Source organism: Arenivirga flava (assembly GCF_030161575.1).
Classification (GTDB): Bacteria; Actinomycetota; Actinomycetes; order Actinomycetales; family Microbacteriaceae; genus Arenivirga; species Arenivirga flava.
Map to the genome: position 1 here is coordinate 749445 of NZ_BSUL01000001.1, position 15906 is coordinate 765350.

At 71.9% G+C, this 15906-nt stretch carries 20 protein-coding genes; 8 read left to right on the forward strand and 12 right to left on the reverse strand.

The window, feature by feature from the left end; all coding sequences use genetic code 11:
- Positions 1 to 15: 15 nt before the first annotated feature.
- Positions 16 to 876, forward strand: a complete 861-nt coding sequence (locus tag QQK26_RS03700; RefSeq protein ID WP_284230179.1) for a Sir2 family NAD-dependent protein deacetylase — start codon at positions 16 to 18, stop codon at positions 874 to 876.
- A gap of 41 nt (positions 877 to 917) precedes the next feature.
- On the forward strand, positions 918 to 1553 hold the full coding sequence (locus tag QQK26_RS03705) for a histidine phosphatase family protein (protein ID WP_284230181.1): 636 nt from the start codon (positions 918 to 920) through the stop codon (positions 1551 to 1553).
- A 10-nt stretch (positions 1554 to 1563) separates the two neighbouring features.
- On the opposite strand, the gene QQK26_RS03710 is transcribed toward QQK26_RS03705, so the two are convergent.
- Together QQK26_RS03710 and QQK26_RS03715 are read right to left on the reverse strand one after the other, a co-directional pair.
- Complete coding sequence (locus QQK26_RS03710) at positions 1564 to 2646, reverse strand: glycosyltransferase family 4 protein (protein ID WP_284230183.1); 1083 nt, start codon at positions 2644 to 2646, stop codon at positions 1564 to 1566.
- Positions 2643 to 3539: an alpha/beta fold hydrolase gene (locus tag QQK26_RS03715; RefSeq protein WP_284230185.1), complete on the reverse strand. Its 897-nt coding sequence runs from the start codon at positions 3537 to 3539 to the stop codon at positions 2643 to 2645. The genes QQK26_RS03710 and QQK26_RS03715 overlap by 4 nt, the downstream gene beginning before the upstream one ends.
- Before the next feature lie 80 nt (positions 3540 to 3619).
- Between QQK26_RS03715 and QQK26_RS03720 the strand changes: the two genes are divergently transcribed.
- Complete coding sequence (locus tag QQK26_RS03720) at positions 3620 to 4357, forward strand: exonuclease domain-containing protein (protein WP_284230187.1); 738 nt, start codon at positions 3620 to 3622, stop codon at positions 4355 to 4357.
- 132 nt (positions 4358 to 4489) lie between these two features.
- On the opposite strand, the gene QQK26_RS03725 is transcribed toward QQK26_RS03720, so the two are convergent.
- The 3 genes from QQK26_RS03725 to glgA all read right to left on the reverse strand — a co-directional run bounded on the left by QQK26_RS03725 (position 4490) and on the right by glgA (position 6901).
- Positions 4490 to 4738, reverse strand: a complete 249-nt coding sequence (locus tag QQK26_RS03725) for a type B 50S ribosomal protein L31 (RefSeq protein WP_284230189.1) — start codon at positions 4736 to 4738, stop codon at positions 4490 to 4492.
- Positions 4739 to 4874: 136 nt separating this feature from the next.
- Positions 4875 to 5663 carry an ABC transporter ATP-binding protein gene (locus QQK26_RS03730; RefSeq protein WP_284230192.1) on the reverse strand — a complete coding sequence of 263 codons (789 nt, stop codon included), beginning with the start codon at positions 5661 to 5663 and terminating at the stop codon, positions 4875 to 4877.
- 53 nt (positions 5664 to 5716) lie between these two features.
- Entirely contained in the window at positions 5717 to 6901 is a 1185-nt protein-coding gene (gene glgA, locus QQK26_RS03735) for a glycogen synthase (protein ID WP_284230194.1), read from the reverse strand.
- 101 nt (positions 6902 to 7002) lie between these two features.
- Between glgA and QQK26_RS03740 the strand changes: the two genes are divergently transcribed.
- Both QQK26_RS03740 and serB read left to right on the forward strand, forming a co-directional pair.
- Positions 7003 to 8244: a glucose-1-phosphate adenylyltransferase gene (locus QQK26_RS03740; protein WP_284230195.1), complete on the forward strand. Its 1242-nt coding sequence runs from the start codon at positions 7003 to 7005 to the stop codon at positions 8242 to 8244.
- A 53-nt stretch (positions 8245 to 8297) separates the two neighbouring features.
- Complete coding sequence (gene serB / locus QQK26_RS03745) at positions 8298 to 8936, forward strand: phosphoserine phosphatase SerB (protein ID WP_284230196.1); 639 nt, start codon at positions 8298 to 8300, stop codon at positions 8934 to 8936.
- A gap of 12 nt (positions 8937 to 8948) precedes the next feature.
- Here serB and QQK26_RS03750 read toward each other — a convergent pair whose 3' ends face one another.
- Positions 8949 to 9266, reverse strand: a complete 318-nt coding sequence (locus QQK26_RS03750; RefSeq protein ID WP_284230198.1) for a hypothetical protein — start codon at positions 9264 to 9266, stop codon at positions 8949 to 8951.
- 40 nt (positions 9267 to 9306) lie between these two features.
- Positions 9307 to 10068, reverse strand: a complete 762-nt coding sequence (gene fabG / locus QQK26_RS03755) for a 3-oxoacyl-ACP reductase FabG (protein WP_284230201.1) — start codon at positions 10066 to 10068, stop codon at positions 9307 to 9309.
- A 73-nt stretch (positions 10069 to 10141) separates the two neighbouring features.
- Between fabG and QQK26_RS03760 the strand changes: the two genes are divergently transcribed.
- Genes QQK26_RS03760 through QQK26_RS03770 form a run of 3 tightly spaced genes read left to right on the forward strand, consistent with a single transcriptional unit; the run spans position 10142 to position 11504 of the window.
- Positions 10142 to 10414: a DUF3099 domain-containing protein gene (locus QQK26_RS03760; RefSeq protein ID WP_284230203.1), complete on the forward strand. Its 273-nt coding sequence runs from the start codon at positions 10142 to 10144 to the stop codon at positions 10412 to 10414.
- Positions 10411 to 10659, forward strand: a complete 249-nt coding sequence (locus tag QQK26_RS03765) for a hypothetical protein (protein ID WP_284230205.1) — start codon at positions 10411 to 10413, stop codon at positions 10657 to 10659. The genes QQK26_RS03760 and QQK26_RS03765 overlap by 4 nt, the downstream gene beginning before the upstream one ends.
- Entirely contained in the window at positions 10656 to 11504 is an 849-nt protein-coding gene (locus QQK26_RS03770) for an SURF1 family cytochrome oxidase biogenesis protein (protein ID WP_284230207.1), read from the forward strand. Before QQK26_RS03765 ends, QQK26_RS03770 begins: the two co-directional genes overlap by 4 nt.
- Positions 11505 to 11520: 16 nt before the next feature.
- Here the strand turns inward: QQK26_RS03770 and QQK26_RS03775 are convergent, their stop codons facing one another.
- From QQK26_RS03775 to sufD, 5 genes are all read right to left on the reverse strand, one after another.
- A complete protein-coding gene (locus QQK26_RS03775; protein ID WP_284230209.1) occupies positions 11521 to 13119 on the reverse strand; it encodes an ABC-F family ATP-binding cassette domain-containing protein in 1599 nt (532 codons plus the stop codon).
- A gap of 138 nt (positions 13120 to 13257) precedes the next feature.
- On the reverse strand, positions 13258 to 13587 hold the full coding sequence (locus QQK26_RS03780) for a metal-sulfur cluster assembly factor (RefSeq protein WP_284230211.1): 330 nt from the start codon (positions 13585 to 13587) through the stop codon (positions 13258 to 13260).
- A gap of 9 nt (positions 13588 to 13596) precedes the next feature.
- A complete protein-coding gene (sufC, locus tag QQK26_RS03785) occupies positions 13597 to 14355 on the reverse strand; it encodes a Fe-S cluster assembly ATPase SufC (protein ID WP_284230213.1) in 759 nt (252 codons plus the stop codon).
- 39 nt (positions 14356 to 14394) lie between these two features.
- Complete coding sequence (locus QQK26_RS03790) at positions 14395 to 14724, reverse strand: non-heme iron oxygenase ferredoxin subunit (RefSeq protein WP_284230215.1); 330 nt, start codon at positions 14722 to 14724, stop codon at positions 14395 to 14397.
- A 2-nt stretch (positions 14725 to 14726) separates the two neighbouring features.
- Entirely contained in the window at positions 14727 to 15905 is a 1179-nt protein-coding gene (sufD, locus tag QQK26_RS03795) for a Fe-S cluster assembly protein SufD (protein ID WP_284230219.1), read from the reverse strand.
- Position 15906 lies beyond the last annotated feature (1 nt).

The following is a 15906-nucleotide window of genomic DNA, read 5'->3' on the forward strand; positions in this document are numbered from 1 at the left end:
GACGAGGAGCGGTACATGACGGGTTCGGCAGCGGCTGAGCGGCAGGACGCGGAGTCCATCGGCTCCGCGGCCTTCGAGCGGATCCTCGAGGTGCTCGGAGGTGGCACGGCCGCCGTGCTCACCGGCGCCGGGGTCAGCACCGATTCCGGCATCCCCGACTACCGGGGCGAGGGCGCGCCCCGGCGTACGCCGATGACCTTCCAGCACTTCCTCGGCGACGACGACTACCGGCGCCGCTACTGGGCGGGCAGCGAGCTCGGCTGGTCGCGGTTCAGCTCCGTGCGACCCAACGACGGGCACCGCGCGCTGGTCCGTCTCGAGGCCGCGGGGCGCATCAACGGCGTCGTCACGCAGAACGTCGACGGCCTGCACGTGCGCGCCGGCAGCCAGCACGTGGTCGACCTGCACGGCAGCATGAGCCGTGTGCGGTGCCTCACCTGCGGCCAGGAGTTCTCCCGCGACGACGTCGGCGAGCGCATCCGCTCGCTCAACCCGTGGATCGCAGCCCCCGCCGAGGAGGAGCTCGGACCCGACGGCGACGTGGTGCCGGAGCGGCTGACGGACTTCGCGGTGCCCGACTGCAGCAACTGCGGCGGGCTCCTCAAGCCCGACATCGTCTTCTTCGGGGAGTTCGTGCCCGCTGACAAGTTCGCGCAGGCGAGCGCCCTCGTCGACCGCGCGGACGCCCTGCTCGTGGCGGGCTCCTCGCTCGTCGTGAACTCGGGCATCCGGCTGCTGGAACGGGCGCGTCGGCGGCGCATCCCCGCCCTCATCGTGAACCGGGGCGAGACCCGCGGCGATGCGCGGGCCGAGGTTAAGCTGGACGCGGGGGCGAGCGAGGTGCTCACCGCGCTGGCCGACCGGCTCGGCGCCTGAGCCGACGCCGCCCGATCAGCACCTCCACGATTGCGAGCCCGATGACCCTGTTCCACCTCGTGCGCCATGGCGAGACCGATTGGAATCGCGCCCGGCGCATCCAGGGCCGCACCGACATCCCGCTCAACGACCTCGGCCGGGGGCAGGCCCGGTCCGCGGCGCGCTACCTGCGCGGCCTGCCGGTCGACCGCGTCGTCGCCAGCTCGCTCTCCCGCGCCGCGGAGACCGGGTCGATCATCGCCGAGGCGTTGGGGCTGCCGGCTCCCGCGCTGCGCGACGACCTCGTGGAGCGCGAGTACGGCGAGGCCGAGGGCCTCACCATCCTCGAGGTCGACCAGCGCTATCCGGCTGGGGAGGACGTGCCGGGCCGCGAGCTGCCCGAGCGCGTCGTCGAGCGGGTCGGCGCGGCGCTGGCGGAGCTCGCCATCGCGCATCCCGGCGAGTCGATCGTGGTGGCCACCCACGGCGCCGTCATCCGGGCGATGATCACCGCCGTCTCGCCGGACGACGCCCCGGAACGCGGCGTGCCGATCCGGAACGGCTCCGTGCACGGGTTCCGTCTGGTCGACGGCGTGCTCGGTCTCACCGGGGTGGACGTCGACCTCGACGGCGGTCTCGACGCCGACGGCGGAGCGGAGGAGCGCGAGCTGCGCCAGGACGTCGCCACCGGCGCCTGACGACCCGGGCTCAGCGGCCGGCGGCCAGGTCCACCAGCAGGCCCGAGAGCTGCTCGGCGGCGCGGTCCCAGCGGAACCGGCTCGCCTGCTCGATGCTGAGCGCGGACCGGCGCTCCCACTCCGCGGCCGGCTCGAGCGCCCGGATCGCCGTCGCGAAGGCCGCCGGCGAGCCAGCCGACGCGAAGGACGCGGCCTCGCCGCCGATCTCGCGGAAGACCGGGATGTCGCTGACCACCACGGGCGTGCCCCAGCTCATGGCCTCGACGAGAGGGATGCCGAAGCCCTCCTCGCGCGAGGCGGTCATCAGCGCGAACGCGCTCCGCAGCAGCTCGCGGTACTCGTCCTCGGGTGTGCCGTCGTGCACCACGAGCGAACCCGGCGGCGCGAGCGCCTCCAGACGGCTGCGCTCCCCCGCCGGGATCCGGCTCAGCAGGTGCAGGCGGTAGCCGGGCAGCTCGTGCATGGCCCGGGCGAGCGTCTCGGCGTTCTTGTAGGGGGCGAACGCGCCCATGTAGAGCAGGTCGCGGGAGGCCGGCGCGCTGCGCGGCGGCACGGGCGGATGCGGTTCCGGCGCGTTCGGCACCACGACGATCCGCTTGTCCGTCAGCCGGTGCCGACGCAGGAGCTCGCCGGTGGCCGCGGAGACGGTGACGACCGCGTCCGCGCCTCGCAGCAGCAGCCGCTGGGGCCACCAGGCGAGGTGGTAGAGCCGCCAGAGGAGCCGCACCGGCGCGGGGAGGTCGCGCGGCGGGGTGCGGTGCGTGTAGTAGATGAGGTCGTGGATCGTGAGGACCACCCTGTAGCGCCGCCCCGCGGTGCCCATCGTCTGCATGGGGCTGAAGACGACGTCGGGTTGCAGGCGGTTGACCTGGCGGGCGCGCCACGGCTCCCCAGGGCCGGTCGGCGAGCCGATGACCGTGTGCGGCAGGTCGGGCAGCTGCCGCAGCTGGCGCTCGTCGTGCACGAGCATCGTCACGTCGTGGCGTTCGGCCAGTTCGCCGACGAGGCCGGCGGTGTAGCGGCTGATGCCGTCGTGGTGGTCGATGCGCACGTAGCGGCAGTCGACGGCGACCCTGAGCCTGTCCGTGCTCATGCCGGCTCCTCCAGGAAGCTCCCGATGGCGGCCGCCGCGATCTCCGGCGTCTCGTAGTGGATGAGGTGGCCCACCGCCGGGATCTCGACGAGCTCGCCGTGCGGCAGGCGCGACACGAGGCGGCGCTGCGCCTCGATCGGCGTGATGTCGTCCTGCTGCGCGGCGACGAGCAGGGTGGGCATCGGGATGCGCTCGGCGACCGCGCTGACGTCCCGAGAGACGGATGCGCGGAACGCCTCGAGCACGACCCGCCGGTCCGCGAACGCACCGAAGTACCGGTCGTGCTCCTCGTGGATCCAGCGGCGCAGACGCGGCTCGCGGGTCTTGGCCATCGTGACGCTCATGATGCGCGTGACGAAGCGGGCGCGCAGCACCGCGAAGCCGGCGCGCTCGGGCAGCGCCGCACCGACGCGGTAGAACAGCACCGCCAGCCGGGTCAGGATGCCGCGCGGGCCCGACAGCGCCGGTGCGCCGATCGGGTTCACGAGCACGGCCCTCGGGGTCTCCAGGCCGTTCGCGAGCGCGTGCGCGACGACGATCGAGCCGAAGGAGTGGCCGAGCAGGAACGCCGAGCCGCGCAGCTCGAGGGCGTCGAGCAGCTCGCCCAGCCAGCCGCCGTAGCCGGCGACGTCGTGCCCGCGACCGTCGGTGAACGGCGTGGACGCGCCGAACCCGGGGAGGTCGGGCGAGATGATCCGCAGCCCGTGCAGGTTCGCCACGACCGGTTCCAGCCCGTGATGGTCGCCGCGGAAGCCGTGCACGAGCACGATGGTGCGCGTCGCCGCGGGGTCGCCGTACTCCCAGTAGGCGGTCCGGGAACCGCCGATCGCGAGCTCCCCGCGCCGCTGCGGCACGGCGTCGAGCTGGGCGGCGTACGGGGAGGGGGCGGGCATCCGTCGAGTGTAGCGACGGCTCCCTGCGCGCCCGGGCGTGGCGCGGCGGGGCGTCGGTGGCGCTGGCTAGCCTGAAGGGCATGAGCAGCTGGCACGATTCCGTCGCGGTGTTCGATCTCGAGACCACCGGCATCGACGTCACCAGCGCGCGCGTCGTCACCGCGTTCGTCGGGGTGCTCGACGCCGACGGCCGGGTGCTGGAGTCCCGCACCTGGCTGGCCGACCCGGGCGTCGAGATCCCGGCCGGTGCGGCGGCGGTGCACGGCATCACGACCGAGCGAGCGCGAGCGGAGGGGCGGCCGGCCCGAGCCGTCGTCGGCGAGATCGTCGCGGCGCTGCAGGAGGTGCTCGATCGCGGGCTGCCGCTGGTCGTCTACAACGCGCCGTACGACCTCACACTGCTGCACCACGAGACCGCCCGGCACGATCTCGCCGCGCTCGCGGTGCCCGAGGCGGTGGTCGACCCGCTCGTCATCGACAAGGCGGTCGACCGCTATCGCAAGGGCAAGCGCACCCTGACCGCCGCCGCCGAGGTGTACGGCGTGCCGCTCGAGGGCGCGCACGATGCGGGCGCGGACGCGGTCGCCGCCGGGCGCGTGGCCCAGGCGCTGGCGCAGCGCTACCCCGAGCAGCTGGCCCTCCCGCTGGCCGAGCTGCACCGCGCCCAGCGCTCCTGGTGCGACGAGGCCAACGACAGCTACGAGCGCTTCCGCCGTCGCAACGATCCGTCGTTCGTCGTCGAGCGCGGCTGGCCGCTGCGGGGCGAGCGCGTGCCGCACCTCGACCTTCCGCCGGCCGCCGCCGACGCGCTGTTCTGAGTTCCCGGCTGCGCCGCCGCCCGGCGGTGCACGCGCCTTCCGCTGGTCGGCGCAGCGCAGGGAGCTCATCCGCCCGGACATGCGGAAGGGCGACCCGCTTCCGCGAGTCGCCCTTCCGTCTGGAGCCTGTGGTCAGGCGCCGAAGCCCTTGAAGCGCTTGTTGAACTTCTCGACGCGGCCGGCCGAGTCCATGATGCGCTGCTTGCCCGTGTAGAACGGGTGCGAGGCGGCCGAGATCTCGACGTCGACGACCGGGTAGGTCTCGCCCTCGAACTCGGTGGTCTTCTCGCTGGTGAGGGTCGAGCGCGTGAGGAACTTCTCCCCGGAGGCGAGGTCGTTGAACACGACGTAGTTGTAGTCGGGGTGGATGTCGGTCTTCATGACGGTGTTCCTCAGGTGGTGGCTCCGGCAGCGGATGCGGCCGGGGTGAATGGAAGTCTGCAGCGCGTGCGCCAAACGACGAGCATAGCAGAGCGGATGCGCGCACGCCGGTCGGAATCGGCTCCGCGCGTCGCGCTCAGGAGGCCGCGCGCGCGGTGAATCGCCCGGCCTGCTCGACGACCTCGAGTTCGAGGCCGAAGGCGCTGCCGAGCCGCTCCGCCGTCAGCACCTCGGCGACGGGACCGGCCGCCGCGATGCGGCCCTCGGTGAGCAGCAACGCGTGCGAGAAACCGACCGGGATCTCCTCGACGTGGTGGGTCACCATGACGATCGCGGGCGCGTCGTCCGAGCTGGCGTAGGCGGCCAGCAGCTGGAGCAGCTCTTCACGGGCGCCGAGGTCGAGACTGGCCGCCGGCTCGTCGAGCAGCAGGATCTCGGGGTCGGTCATGATCGCGCGGGCGATCTGCACCCGCTTCTGCTCCCCGTCGCTCAGCGTGCCGAAACGGCGCTGCTCGAGATGCCCGAGGCGCCACTCCTGCAGCACGCGCTGAGCGCGGCGCACATCGATGTCCTCGTAGCGCTCGTTCCAGCGCCCTGTCACCGAGTAGGCGGCGGTCAGCACGACGTTCAGCACCGTCTCCTCGGCCGGGATGCGCTTCGCGAGCGCGCTGGAGGCGAATCCGATGCGCGGGCGCAGCTCGAACACGTCCGTGCGCCCCAGCGTCGTGTCGAGGATCGAGACGGTGCCGGAGCTGGGGTGCTGCAGCGCCGCCGCGAGCTGCAGCAGGGTGGTCTTGCCGGCGCCGTTCGGGCCGAGCACGACCCAGCGCTGGTCGCCGGTCACCGTCCAATCGATCCCGTCGAGGATGGTCTTGCCATCACGGACGAAGGAGACGGACTGGAGCTCGAGGACGCTGCTGGCCATGCGTCCAGCCTAGCGGCGCAGGCTCCTGCGGCCGCCGCCGCCGCGCCCGGCGGTCAGCCGAGCAGGGAGCGGTAGATGGCCTCGGTGCGCTCGGCGATGCGGGCCCAGCCGAACTCGGCCTCCGCCCGCTCCCGACCGGCGCGGCCCCAGGCCGCGGCGCGGTCCGGATCCGAGACGACCTCGGTGAGCGCGGCGGCGAGGTCCGCCACGAAGCGCTCCGGGTCGACGGGCGTGCCGGTCCCGTCCTGCACCTGCTCGATCGGCACGAGCCGGCCCGTCACGCCGTCCGCGACGACCTCGGGGATGCCGCCGGTCGCCGTACCCACGACGGGAGCGCCGCAGGCCATGGCCTCGAGGTTCACGATGCCGAGGGGTTCGTACACGGACGGGCAGACGAAGGTCGTGGCGGCGGTCAGCAGGGCCGACAGCTCGTGGCGGGCGAGCATCCGGTCGATCCACACGACGCCGCTGCGCTCCTGCTGCAGGGCGGCGACGCCGCCGCGCACCTCCTCGAGGATCTCGGCGGTGTCCGGGGCGCCGGCGCAGAGCACGAGCTGCACGTCGGCAGGCAGCTGCCGGGCGGCGCGCAGCAGGTACGGCAGGCCCTTCTGACGGGTGATCCGGCCGACGAAGACGACGCTCGGGCGGGTGGGGTCGAGCCCCAGCGAGCGGACGAGGTCGTCGTCGTGCACCGGGCGCCAGGCGTCCAGGTCGATGCCGTTGTGCACCGTGTGCACCCGTTCCGGGTCGAGGGCGGGGTAGCTGCGCAGGATGTCGCGTCGCATGCCGTCGCTCACCGCGATCACCGCGTCCGCCGCCTCGAAGGCGCTCCGCTCGATCCAGCTCGAGAGGCGGTACCCGCCGCCGAGCTGCTCGGCCTTCCAGGGCCGCAGCGGCTCGAGGCTGTGCGCGGTGACGACGTGGGGCACGCCGTGCAGCATCGAGGCGAGGTGCCCGGCGTGGTTGGCGTACCAGGTGTGCGAGTGCACCAGGTCGGCGCCGGCGACGTCCTGGGCGATCCGCAGATCGACGCCGAGCGTGCCGATGGCCGGGTTGGCGCCGTCGAGTTCGGCGGGCACGGTGTAGCTGTGCACCCCCGGCTCGTCGCGCGGAGCGCCGAAGGCGCGCACCGTCACGTCGACGCTGCCGCGCAGCGCCTTGACGAGCTCGGCGACGTGCACCCCGGCTCCTCCGTAGATCTCCGGCGGGTACTCACGGCTGATGACATCGACGCGCATGGCGCCACGCTACTGCAGCGCGCCGCGTGGGAACCGGCACGCCGGCTGAGAGTGGAGCGGATGCTTCCGGTGCCCAGTTCCGTACCCCTACGCTGAGCAGCATGGCTGCAGCGAAGAAGATTTTCGGCATCGTCCTGGCCGGTGGCGAGGGCAAGCGGCTCATGCCGCTGACGGAGGACCGCGCCAAGCCGGCGGTGCCGTTCGGCGGAGGTTACCGGCTCATCGACTTCGCCCTGTCGAATCTCGTGAACTCCGGGCTCACCCAGCTCGTGGTGCTGACCCAGTACAAGTCGCACAGCCTCGACCGCCACGTCTCGCAGACCTGGCGCCTCGACAACATGCTCGGCTCCTACATCGCCTCGGTGCCCGCGCAGCAGCGGCTCGGCAAGCGCTGGTTCTCCGGCTCGGCCGACGCCATCCTGCAGAGCCTCAACCTGCTGCGCGACGAGCAGCCCGACATCGTCGTCGTGGTCGGCGCCGACCACGTGTACCGCATGGACTTCAGCCAGATGATCGAAGCGCACGAGGCCTCCGGCGCCGGTGTGACGGTCGCGGCCATCCGCCAGCCCATCGGTCTCGCCGACCAGTTCGGGGTCATCGACACCGACCCCGAGCGCCCGGACCGCATCAAGGCCTTCCTCGAGAAGCCGAAGAACCCGGTCGGTCTCGCGGACTCCCCCGGCGAGGTCCTGGCCTCGATGGGCAACTACGTCTTCGACGCCAAGGTGCTCATGGACGCCGTGCAGCGCGACGGCGACGACCCGACCAGCGTGCACGACATGGGCGGCAGCATCGTGCCCTGGTTCGTCGATCGCGATCAGGCCGCCGTGTACGACCTCAACCGCAACGAGGTGCCGGGCGCCACCGAGCGCGACCGGTACTACTGGCGCGACGTGGGCACCATCGACTCGTTCTTCGACGCCCACCAGGACCTCGTCGCCGCACTGCCGATCTTCAACCTCTACAACGAGGACTGGCCGATCTTCACGCAGCAGCGCAACTCGCCGCCGGCGAAGTTCGTGCGCGACGCCGACGGAGGCATCGGCACGGCCATCGACTCGATCGTGAGCCTCGGCTGCATCATCGCGGGAGCGCACCTCGAGCGCAGCGTGCTGAGCCCGTGGGTCTCCGTCGACTCGGGCGCCAAGGTGGTCGACTCCATCGTCTTCGAGCGCGCGTCGATCGGAGCTGGAGCGGTGGTGCGCCGCGCCATCCTCGACAAGAACGTCGTCGTGGCGCCCGGTGCTACCGTGGGCGTCGATCACGCGGCCGACCGTGCGCGCGGCTTCACCGTGACCGACTCCGGCATCACGGTGGTCGGCAAGGACGCTCGCGTCGACTGAACGCCGGAGGGCTGCGCCCTCCTCCCTCCGCACTCGAAGGCACTCCGCGCACCATGACCTCCCTCCTCGTCGTGCTCGACGTCGACTCCACGCTCATCGACGAGGAGGTCATCGAGCTCATCGCCGCCGAGGCCGGTCGCGAGGCCGAGGTGACCGAGGTCACGGAGCGCGCCATGCGCGGCGAGATCGACTTCGCCGACAGCCTGCGGCACCGCGTGCGGGCGCTCGCCGGGCTCGAGGTCGCGGCGATCGGACGGGCGGCCGCCCGCGTGCATCCCACGAACGGAGCGGATGCGCTGATCGCCGGCGTGCACGCGGCCGGCGGCGCCGTCTGCGCCGTATCCGGCGGCTTCCACGAGATCCTCGACGGACTGGCGCCGCGGCTCGGCCTCGACCGCTGGCGGGCGAACCGCTTCGCAGCGGTCGACGGCCGGCTCACCGGGGAGGTCGACGGCCCGATCATCGACGCCGCGGCCAAGGCCGTGGCACTGCGCGGGTGGGCCGACGAGCTCGGCGTGCCGATGCGGCGCACGGTCGCGATCGGCGACGGCGCGAACGACCTCGGCATGATGGGCGTCGCGGGACTGGGCATCGCGTTCGACGCCAAGCCGAAGGTGCGCGCCGAGGCCGACCTCGTGATCGACCGGCGCGACCTCTCGCAGGTGCTGCCGCTGCTCGGCCTGCGCGGCTGAGCAGCGCGCGGCTCAGCGCTTGAGGGCCTTCACGACCTTGGCGAGGGCGTGCCCGCCCACGCAGATCACGGGGATCGAGACGGCCAGCAGCGCGATGAGGTTCGGGCGGAACTTGAGCCCGTCGGCGCCGCCGACGTAGGCGCCGAGCGGCACGGACCAGCCGCCGCCGCCGCTGCCGGTGCCGTTCTCGTCGCCGCCCTCGCCGAAGCCGAAGCCGACCGCGGCGACGGGCACGATCTCCACGCCGTCGACGGTGCGGGCCTCGCCGTAGGCGGTCTTGACGCCCCAGTTCGGGACGTTCGCGGCCAGGGACTCGTTCGTGTTCGCCATAGCGACGACGCTATCGGCGGGAGCGGGTCGACCGGAAGCGTTAGTGGCCCATCCCCAGGCCGCCGTCGACCGGGATGACCGCACCGGAGATGTAACCGGCCTCGTCCGAGGCGACCCAGCGGATGACGTCGGCGACCTCCGAGGCGGAGGCGTAGCGCGCCGCGGGGATCGCTGCGAGGTACTGGGCCTTCTGCTCAGCGGGCAGCGAGGCGGTCATCTCGGTCTCGATGAAGCCCGGGGCGACGACGTTCGCCGTGATGCCTCGGCCGCCCAGCTCGCGGGTGAGCGAGCGGGCGAAGCCGACGAGGCCGGCCTTCGACGAGGAGTAGTTGGTCTGCCCCGCGGAGCCGTAGAGCCCGACGACGCTGGAGACGAGGACGACGCGTCCAAAGCGCGCCTTGAGCATGCCCTTCGACGCCCGCTTGACGACACGGAACGCACCGGTGAGGTTCGTGTCGACGACCGAGGTGAAGTCCTCCTCGCTCATGCGCATGAGCAGTGTGTCCTTCGTGATGCCCGCGTTGGCGACGACGACCTCGACCGGGCCGAGCTCCGCCTCCACCTGCGTGAAGGCCGCGTCGATCGAGGCTGCGTCGGTGATGTCGGCGCGCACCGTGAGCGAGCCCTCCGGGCCCTCGCCGCTGCGTGCCGTGACCGCGACGCGATGCCCCTGCGCCAGGAACGACTCGGCGATCGCGAAGCCGATGCCGCGGTTGCCGCCGGTGACGAGGACGGTACGGGGGTGCTCATGCTGCGGGCCTCTCTTCGAACGCGGTCGCCCGCCGCCGAGCGGGCCGCGCACCACTCTATCCAGCAGGAGAGGCGTACCCTGGGATGCACGGCCGAACGCCGCGCCACTCCCCGGATCGAGCCCCATGTCCAAGCATCACGCCATCACGAGACTGCCGTCGTCGCCCACCGACGACCGCCGTCTGCGCATGATCAAGTACTGCGTCGCCATGGGCGCTCGCATGATCTGCATCTTCGCCTGCTTCTTCGTGACCGGCTGGTGGCTGCTGGTGCCGGCCATCGGCGCGGTCGTGCTGCCCTACGTCGCGGTCGTGATCGCCACGACCAGCGTGCGCAGCGGCGTGAGCGTGGAACGGCCCTCGGCCATCCAGGTCTACCGCCCGGAGGGCCCGCGGTGATCGGTTTCGGAGCGAACCCGTCCGGCCCGCAGTGCTCGCGCGCGGGCTGCCGCGAGGAGGCGGCGTGGGCGGTCAACTGGCGCAATCCGCGCATCCACGACGCCGACCGGGTGAAGGTCTGGCTCGCCTGCGACGAGCACCGCGACCACCTCTACGACTTCGTCGAGACGCGGGGCTTCCCCGTCGCGATCACGCCCTTCGGGGTCGTGCTCGAGCGCCTGCCGGATGCGGAGGCGGCCGAGTGACCGTCTGGCAGCTCGCCCGCTCGCGGCAGTGGCTCGGCTGGCTCGGTCTCACCGTGCTCGTCGCGATCGTCTGCTGCGCGCTCGGCACCTGGCAGTTCGCCCGCCGCGCCGAGGCGCAGGCGGAGATCGCCAAGGTCGAGGCCAACTACGACCGCGAGCCCGTGCCGCTGTCGCAGGAGCTGGCCGCCGTCGACGCATGGGACGAGCAGCAGGAGTGGACCCCCGTCATCGCCGAGGGCGAGTACCTCGTCGAGGACGAGATGCTCGTGCGCAACCGCCCCCGTGCGGGCCGGGTGGGCTTCGAGGTGCTCACGCCGCTGCGCCTGCAGGACGGTTCGGTGTTCATCGTCAACCGCGGCTGGGTCCCGTCCGCCGGGCTGAACGCGGCCGCGGAGGTGCCGGCGCCCCCGGCGGGCGAGGTCGCCGTCGTGGCCCGTCTGAAGCCGTCCGAGCCGCAGATCGCCGGGCGCACCGATCCGGAGGGCACCAACCAGATCGCGACCATCCGCCTCGACGGCATCGCCGACCGCCTCGGCGGCGACGTGCACACGGGTGCCTACGGCCAGGTGGTGGCCGAACGGCCCGCACCGGCCGAGACCGCCGAGCTCGCCGCCCGGCCCGTGCTCGACGAGGGTCCGCACCTGTCGTACGCCCTGCAGTGGTTCGTGTTCGCGACGCTCGCCTTCATCGGCTACGGCTACCTGCTGCGGCAGGAATGGCGTCGTGTGAACGCCGACGATCCCGACGAGCGGATGCGCGCGGAGGCCCGTCGCCGCAAGGCGGCGTCGCGCCGGCCCAGCGACGCCGAGTCGGAGGACGCGCTGCTGGACGCGGTCGGACGCTGACGGGCGCCGCGAGCGCCTACGCGAGCTCGATGAGGTCCGCGTACTCCTTGTTCCAGTGGTCCTCGACGCCGTCGGGCAGGATCAGCACGCGCTCCGGGTTCAGCGCCTCGACCGCACCCGGGTCGTGGCTCACGAGCACGACCGCGCCGGTGTAGCCGGCCAGGGCGCCCAGGATCTCCTCGCGGCTCGCCGGGTCGAGGTTGTTGGTGGGCTCGTCGAGCAGCAGCACGTTGGCGCCGGAGACGACGATCATCGCGAGCGCCAGACGGGTCTTCTCGCCGCCGGAGAGCACGCCGGCGGGCTTGTGCACGTCGTCGCCGGTGAACAGGAAGGAACCGAGCGTCTTGCGCGCCTCGGTGTCGTTCAGGTTCGGCGAGGCCGAGATCATGTTCTCGAGCACGCTGCGTTTGACGTCGATGGTCTCGTGCTCCTGGGCGTAGTACCCGATGCGCAGGCCGTGCCCGGCCTCGATGACGCCGGTGTCGGGCTGGTCGACCTGGGCGAGGATGCGCAGCATCGTGGTCTTGCCCGCTCCGTTGAAGCCGATGATGACGACCTTGGAGCCGCGGTCGATCGCGAGGTCGACCGCGCTGAAGATCTCGAGCGAGCCGTAGCTCTTGCTGAGCCCCGAGGCGCTGAGCGGCGTGCGCCCGCAGGCGACGGGGTCGGGGAAGCGCAGCTTCGCGACCTTGTCGACCGCGCGCACCTCCTCCAGCCCGGAGAGCATCTTCTCGGCGCGCGCGACCATCTGGTGGGCAGCGGCGGCCTTCGAGGCCTTCGCGCCGAAGCGCGCGGCCTGGTCCTTGAGCGTGGCGGCCTTCTTCTCGACGTTCGCGCGCTCCTTGCGGCGGCGCTCCTCATCCGCTGCGCGCTGGCGCAGGTAGTGCTTCCAGCCCATGTTGTAGACGTCGACGACCTGCCGGTTCGCGTCGAGGTAGAAGACCTTGTTGACGGCCTCCTCCACGAGCTCGGTGTCGTGGCTGATCACGATGAAGCCGCCGGAGTAGCCCTTGAGGAACTCGCGCAGCCAGACCACGGAGTCGGCGTCGAGGTGGTTGGTCGGCTCGTCGAGGATCATCGTCTCCGCGTCGGAGAAGAGGATGCGCGCCAGCTCGATGCGTCGCCGCTGACCGCCGGAGAGGGTCTTCAGCTGCTGATCGAGGATGCGGTCGGGCAGGTTCAGGTTGCTGGCGATCGATGCCGCCTCGGCCTCGGCCGCGTAGCCGCCCAGCGCGTCGAAGCGGTCGACGAGCCGCGAGTAGCGGTTCATCGCCTTCTCGGCGACGACGGGGTCGTCGCTCGACATCGCCTCGGTGGCCTCCCGGATGTCGATGACGATCTGGCCCAGTCCGCGAGCATCGAGGATGCGGGTGCGCGCGAGCATCTCCGGGTCGCCGGTGCGCGGATCCTGCGGCAGGTAGCCCACCTCGCCGACGCGGTCGATCGTGCCGGCGTTCGGCTGCGTCTCCCCCGCCAGCGTCTTGGTCATCGTCGTCTTGCCGGCGCCGTTGCGGCCGACCAGTCCCACCTTGTCGCCCTTGTCGATGCGGAATGTGACGCCCTCCATGAGCAGGCGGGCGCCCACGCGGATCTCGAGGTCCTTGACGGAGAGCACAGTGCATCCAGTTCTGCGGCGGCCTCGTGGGCGCCGCGTCGAGGGGGTGGGGGTGAGGAGCCAGTCTACGTCGCGGGGTCTTGCCGGCGCGCAGCACCGCCCGCCGCGGGCGGGGCCTGCGACGGGCGGTGGGCGGTGTCAGAGGGCGAAGCCGAGGGCGCGCATCATGTCGCGCCCGTCGTCCGTGATCCGCTCGGGACCCCACGGCGGCATCCACACCCAGTTGATGCGGAAGGCGTCGACGATGCCGTCGAGCGATCGGGAGGTGTCCTCCTCGATCACGTCGGTGAGGGGGCACCCCGCCGAGGTCAGCGTCATGCTGATGATGAGCGCGTCGTGCTCGTCGTCCCAGGCCAGGTCGTAGATCAGGCCGAGGTCGACGATGTTGACCCCGAGCTCGGGGTCGACGACGTCCTTGAGCGCCTCCTCGACCTTGTCGAAGAGCTCGGGTGCCAGCGCGGAGACCATCGGGTCAGCCTACGCCGAGGCACCGAGGAAGCGGTCGTAGCCCTCGTCCTCGAGCCGGTCGGCCAGCTCGGGGCCGCCCTGCTCCGCCACCTTGCCGGCCACGAACACGTGCACGAAGTCCGGGCGGATGTAGCGCAGGATGCGGGTGTAGTGCGTGATGAGCAGCAGGCCGAGGCCGGTGTCCTGCTTCACGCGGTTGACGCCCTCGGACACGATCTTCAGCGCGTCGACGTCGAGGCCCGAGTCGGTCTCGTCGAGCACCGCGAACTTCGGCTTCAGCAGCTCGAGCTGCAGGATCTCGTGGCGCTTCTTCTCGCCACCCGAGAAGCCCTCGTTGACGTTGCGCTCCGCGAAGGCGGGGTCCATGCGCAGCTGCTCCATCGAGGAGCGGACGTCCTTGATCCAGGAGCGGATGGCGGGCGCCTCGCCGTCGATGGCCGTCTTGGCGGTGCGCAGGAAGTTCTGCACGGTGACGCCCGGGATCTCGACGGGGTACTGCATCGCGAGGAAGAGGCCGGCGCGGGCGCGCTCGTCCACGCTCATGTCGGTGACCTCCTCGCCGTCGAGCAGGATCGAGCCGCTCTCGACGGTGTACTTGGGGTGGCCGGCGATCGTGTACGCGAGGGTCGACTTGCCCGAGCCGTTGGGGCCCATGATCGCGTGGGTCTCGCCCTGGTTGATCGTCAGGTCGACGCCGCGCAGGATCTGCTTGGTGCCCTGGTCGGTCTCGACGCTGACGTGCAGGTCCTTGATCTCGAGGGTGGACATGCTCTCTCTTCCGTTCGGGTCGGGCTCGCGCCCGGAGTCTTAGGAGGCGACCTCGACGGTCACCGTGGGATCGATGTAGACATCGCCGTCGCGCAGCTGCACGGCGAAGACGGGCACGGGCTCGTAGGCCGGCAGGTTCTGCGGCACGCCGGTCGTCAGCGAGAACTTCGAGCCGTGCGCCCAGCACTCCAGCCCGTCCTCCTCCACGAAGCCCTCCGCGAGGGAGATCTCGCCGTGCGTGCAGGTGTCGCCGATCGCGTGGATGTCGCCGGCCGAGTCCTTGACGACGGCGATGGGCACGCCGTCGAGCACCACGCGCACCGCCTGGTTGGCGGGCAGCTCGTCGGAGCTGCAGACCCGCTGCTCCACGCTCAGGCGCCCTGCGCGGCGGCGAGCTCCGCCTCGATCGCGCCCAGCAGGCGCTCCTCGAGCTCGGGCGCGCCGATCTGCTGCACGATCTCGGCGAGGAAGCCCTTGACGACGAGCCGCCGCGCCTCCTCCTCGCTGATGCCGCGCGCCTGCAGGTAGAAGAGCTGCTCGTCGTCGAAACGACCGGTCGCACTCGCGTGGCCGGCGCCCGCGATGTCGCCGGTCTCGATCTCCAGGTTCGGGATCGAGTCGGCACGGGTGCCGTCGCTGAGCACGAGGTTGCGGTTCTGCTCGTAGCTGTCGGTGCCGGTCGCGGACTGGCGGATGAGCACGTCGCCGATCCACACGGACCGCGCGCCCTCGCCCTGCAGCGCACCCTTGTAATTGACGCGGCTGCGGGTGTGCGGAGCGTCGTGGTCGACGTAGACCTGCTGCTCGAGGTGCTGGCCGGCGTCGGAGAAGTACAGGCCGAGCAACTCGACGTCGCCGCCCTCCGAGGTGAGGTGGCCGGACGGGTTCACCCGCACGACCTCGCCGCCGAAGCTGACCACGACGTGCTTGAGCTTGGCGTCGCGGCCGATCTGCGCGAAGTGGCTCGCCAGGTGCAGGGCGTCGTCCGCCCAGTCCTGCACGGAGACGACGGTCAGCTGCGCGCCGTCGCCGACCACGATCTCGACGTTCTCGGCGAGCACGGCCGAACCGCGGTTCTCGAGGATGACGATGCCGGTGCTCTGCGGCGCGGCCGTGATCACCGTGTGCGCCGCGCGCGCGGCGGTGCCGAGCTCGGAACGCACGACCGTCGCCTCGCGGCCCTCGCCCGCGACGGTGATCGCGAGGGCCTGCTCGAAACCGCTCCAGGCGTTGGCGGAGCCCCGGTCCTCGGGCACACCGGCGGAGCCGATGCGGGCGTCGTCGCGGCCGACCCACTCGATCGTCACACCGTCGCCGGTCCGGGCGTCGAGCGGATGCGCGGAGCCGTCGAGCGGGCCGTCGAGCAGGGCGCTCAGCTTGCGGACGGGCGTGAGCTTCCAGACGGCCTCGGCGCCGGTGACGGCCTCGAAGTCGGCGACCTCGGTCGAGGCGAAGCGCTCGGAGCGGGTCTGCACGGGCACGAAGGCGCCGTCGGAGTGGGCCTTGATCCTGTGCTGACCGGGCTCGAGGGTGGAGGTGGTGCTGGTCATC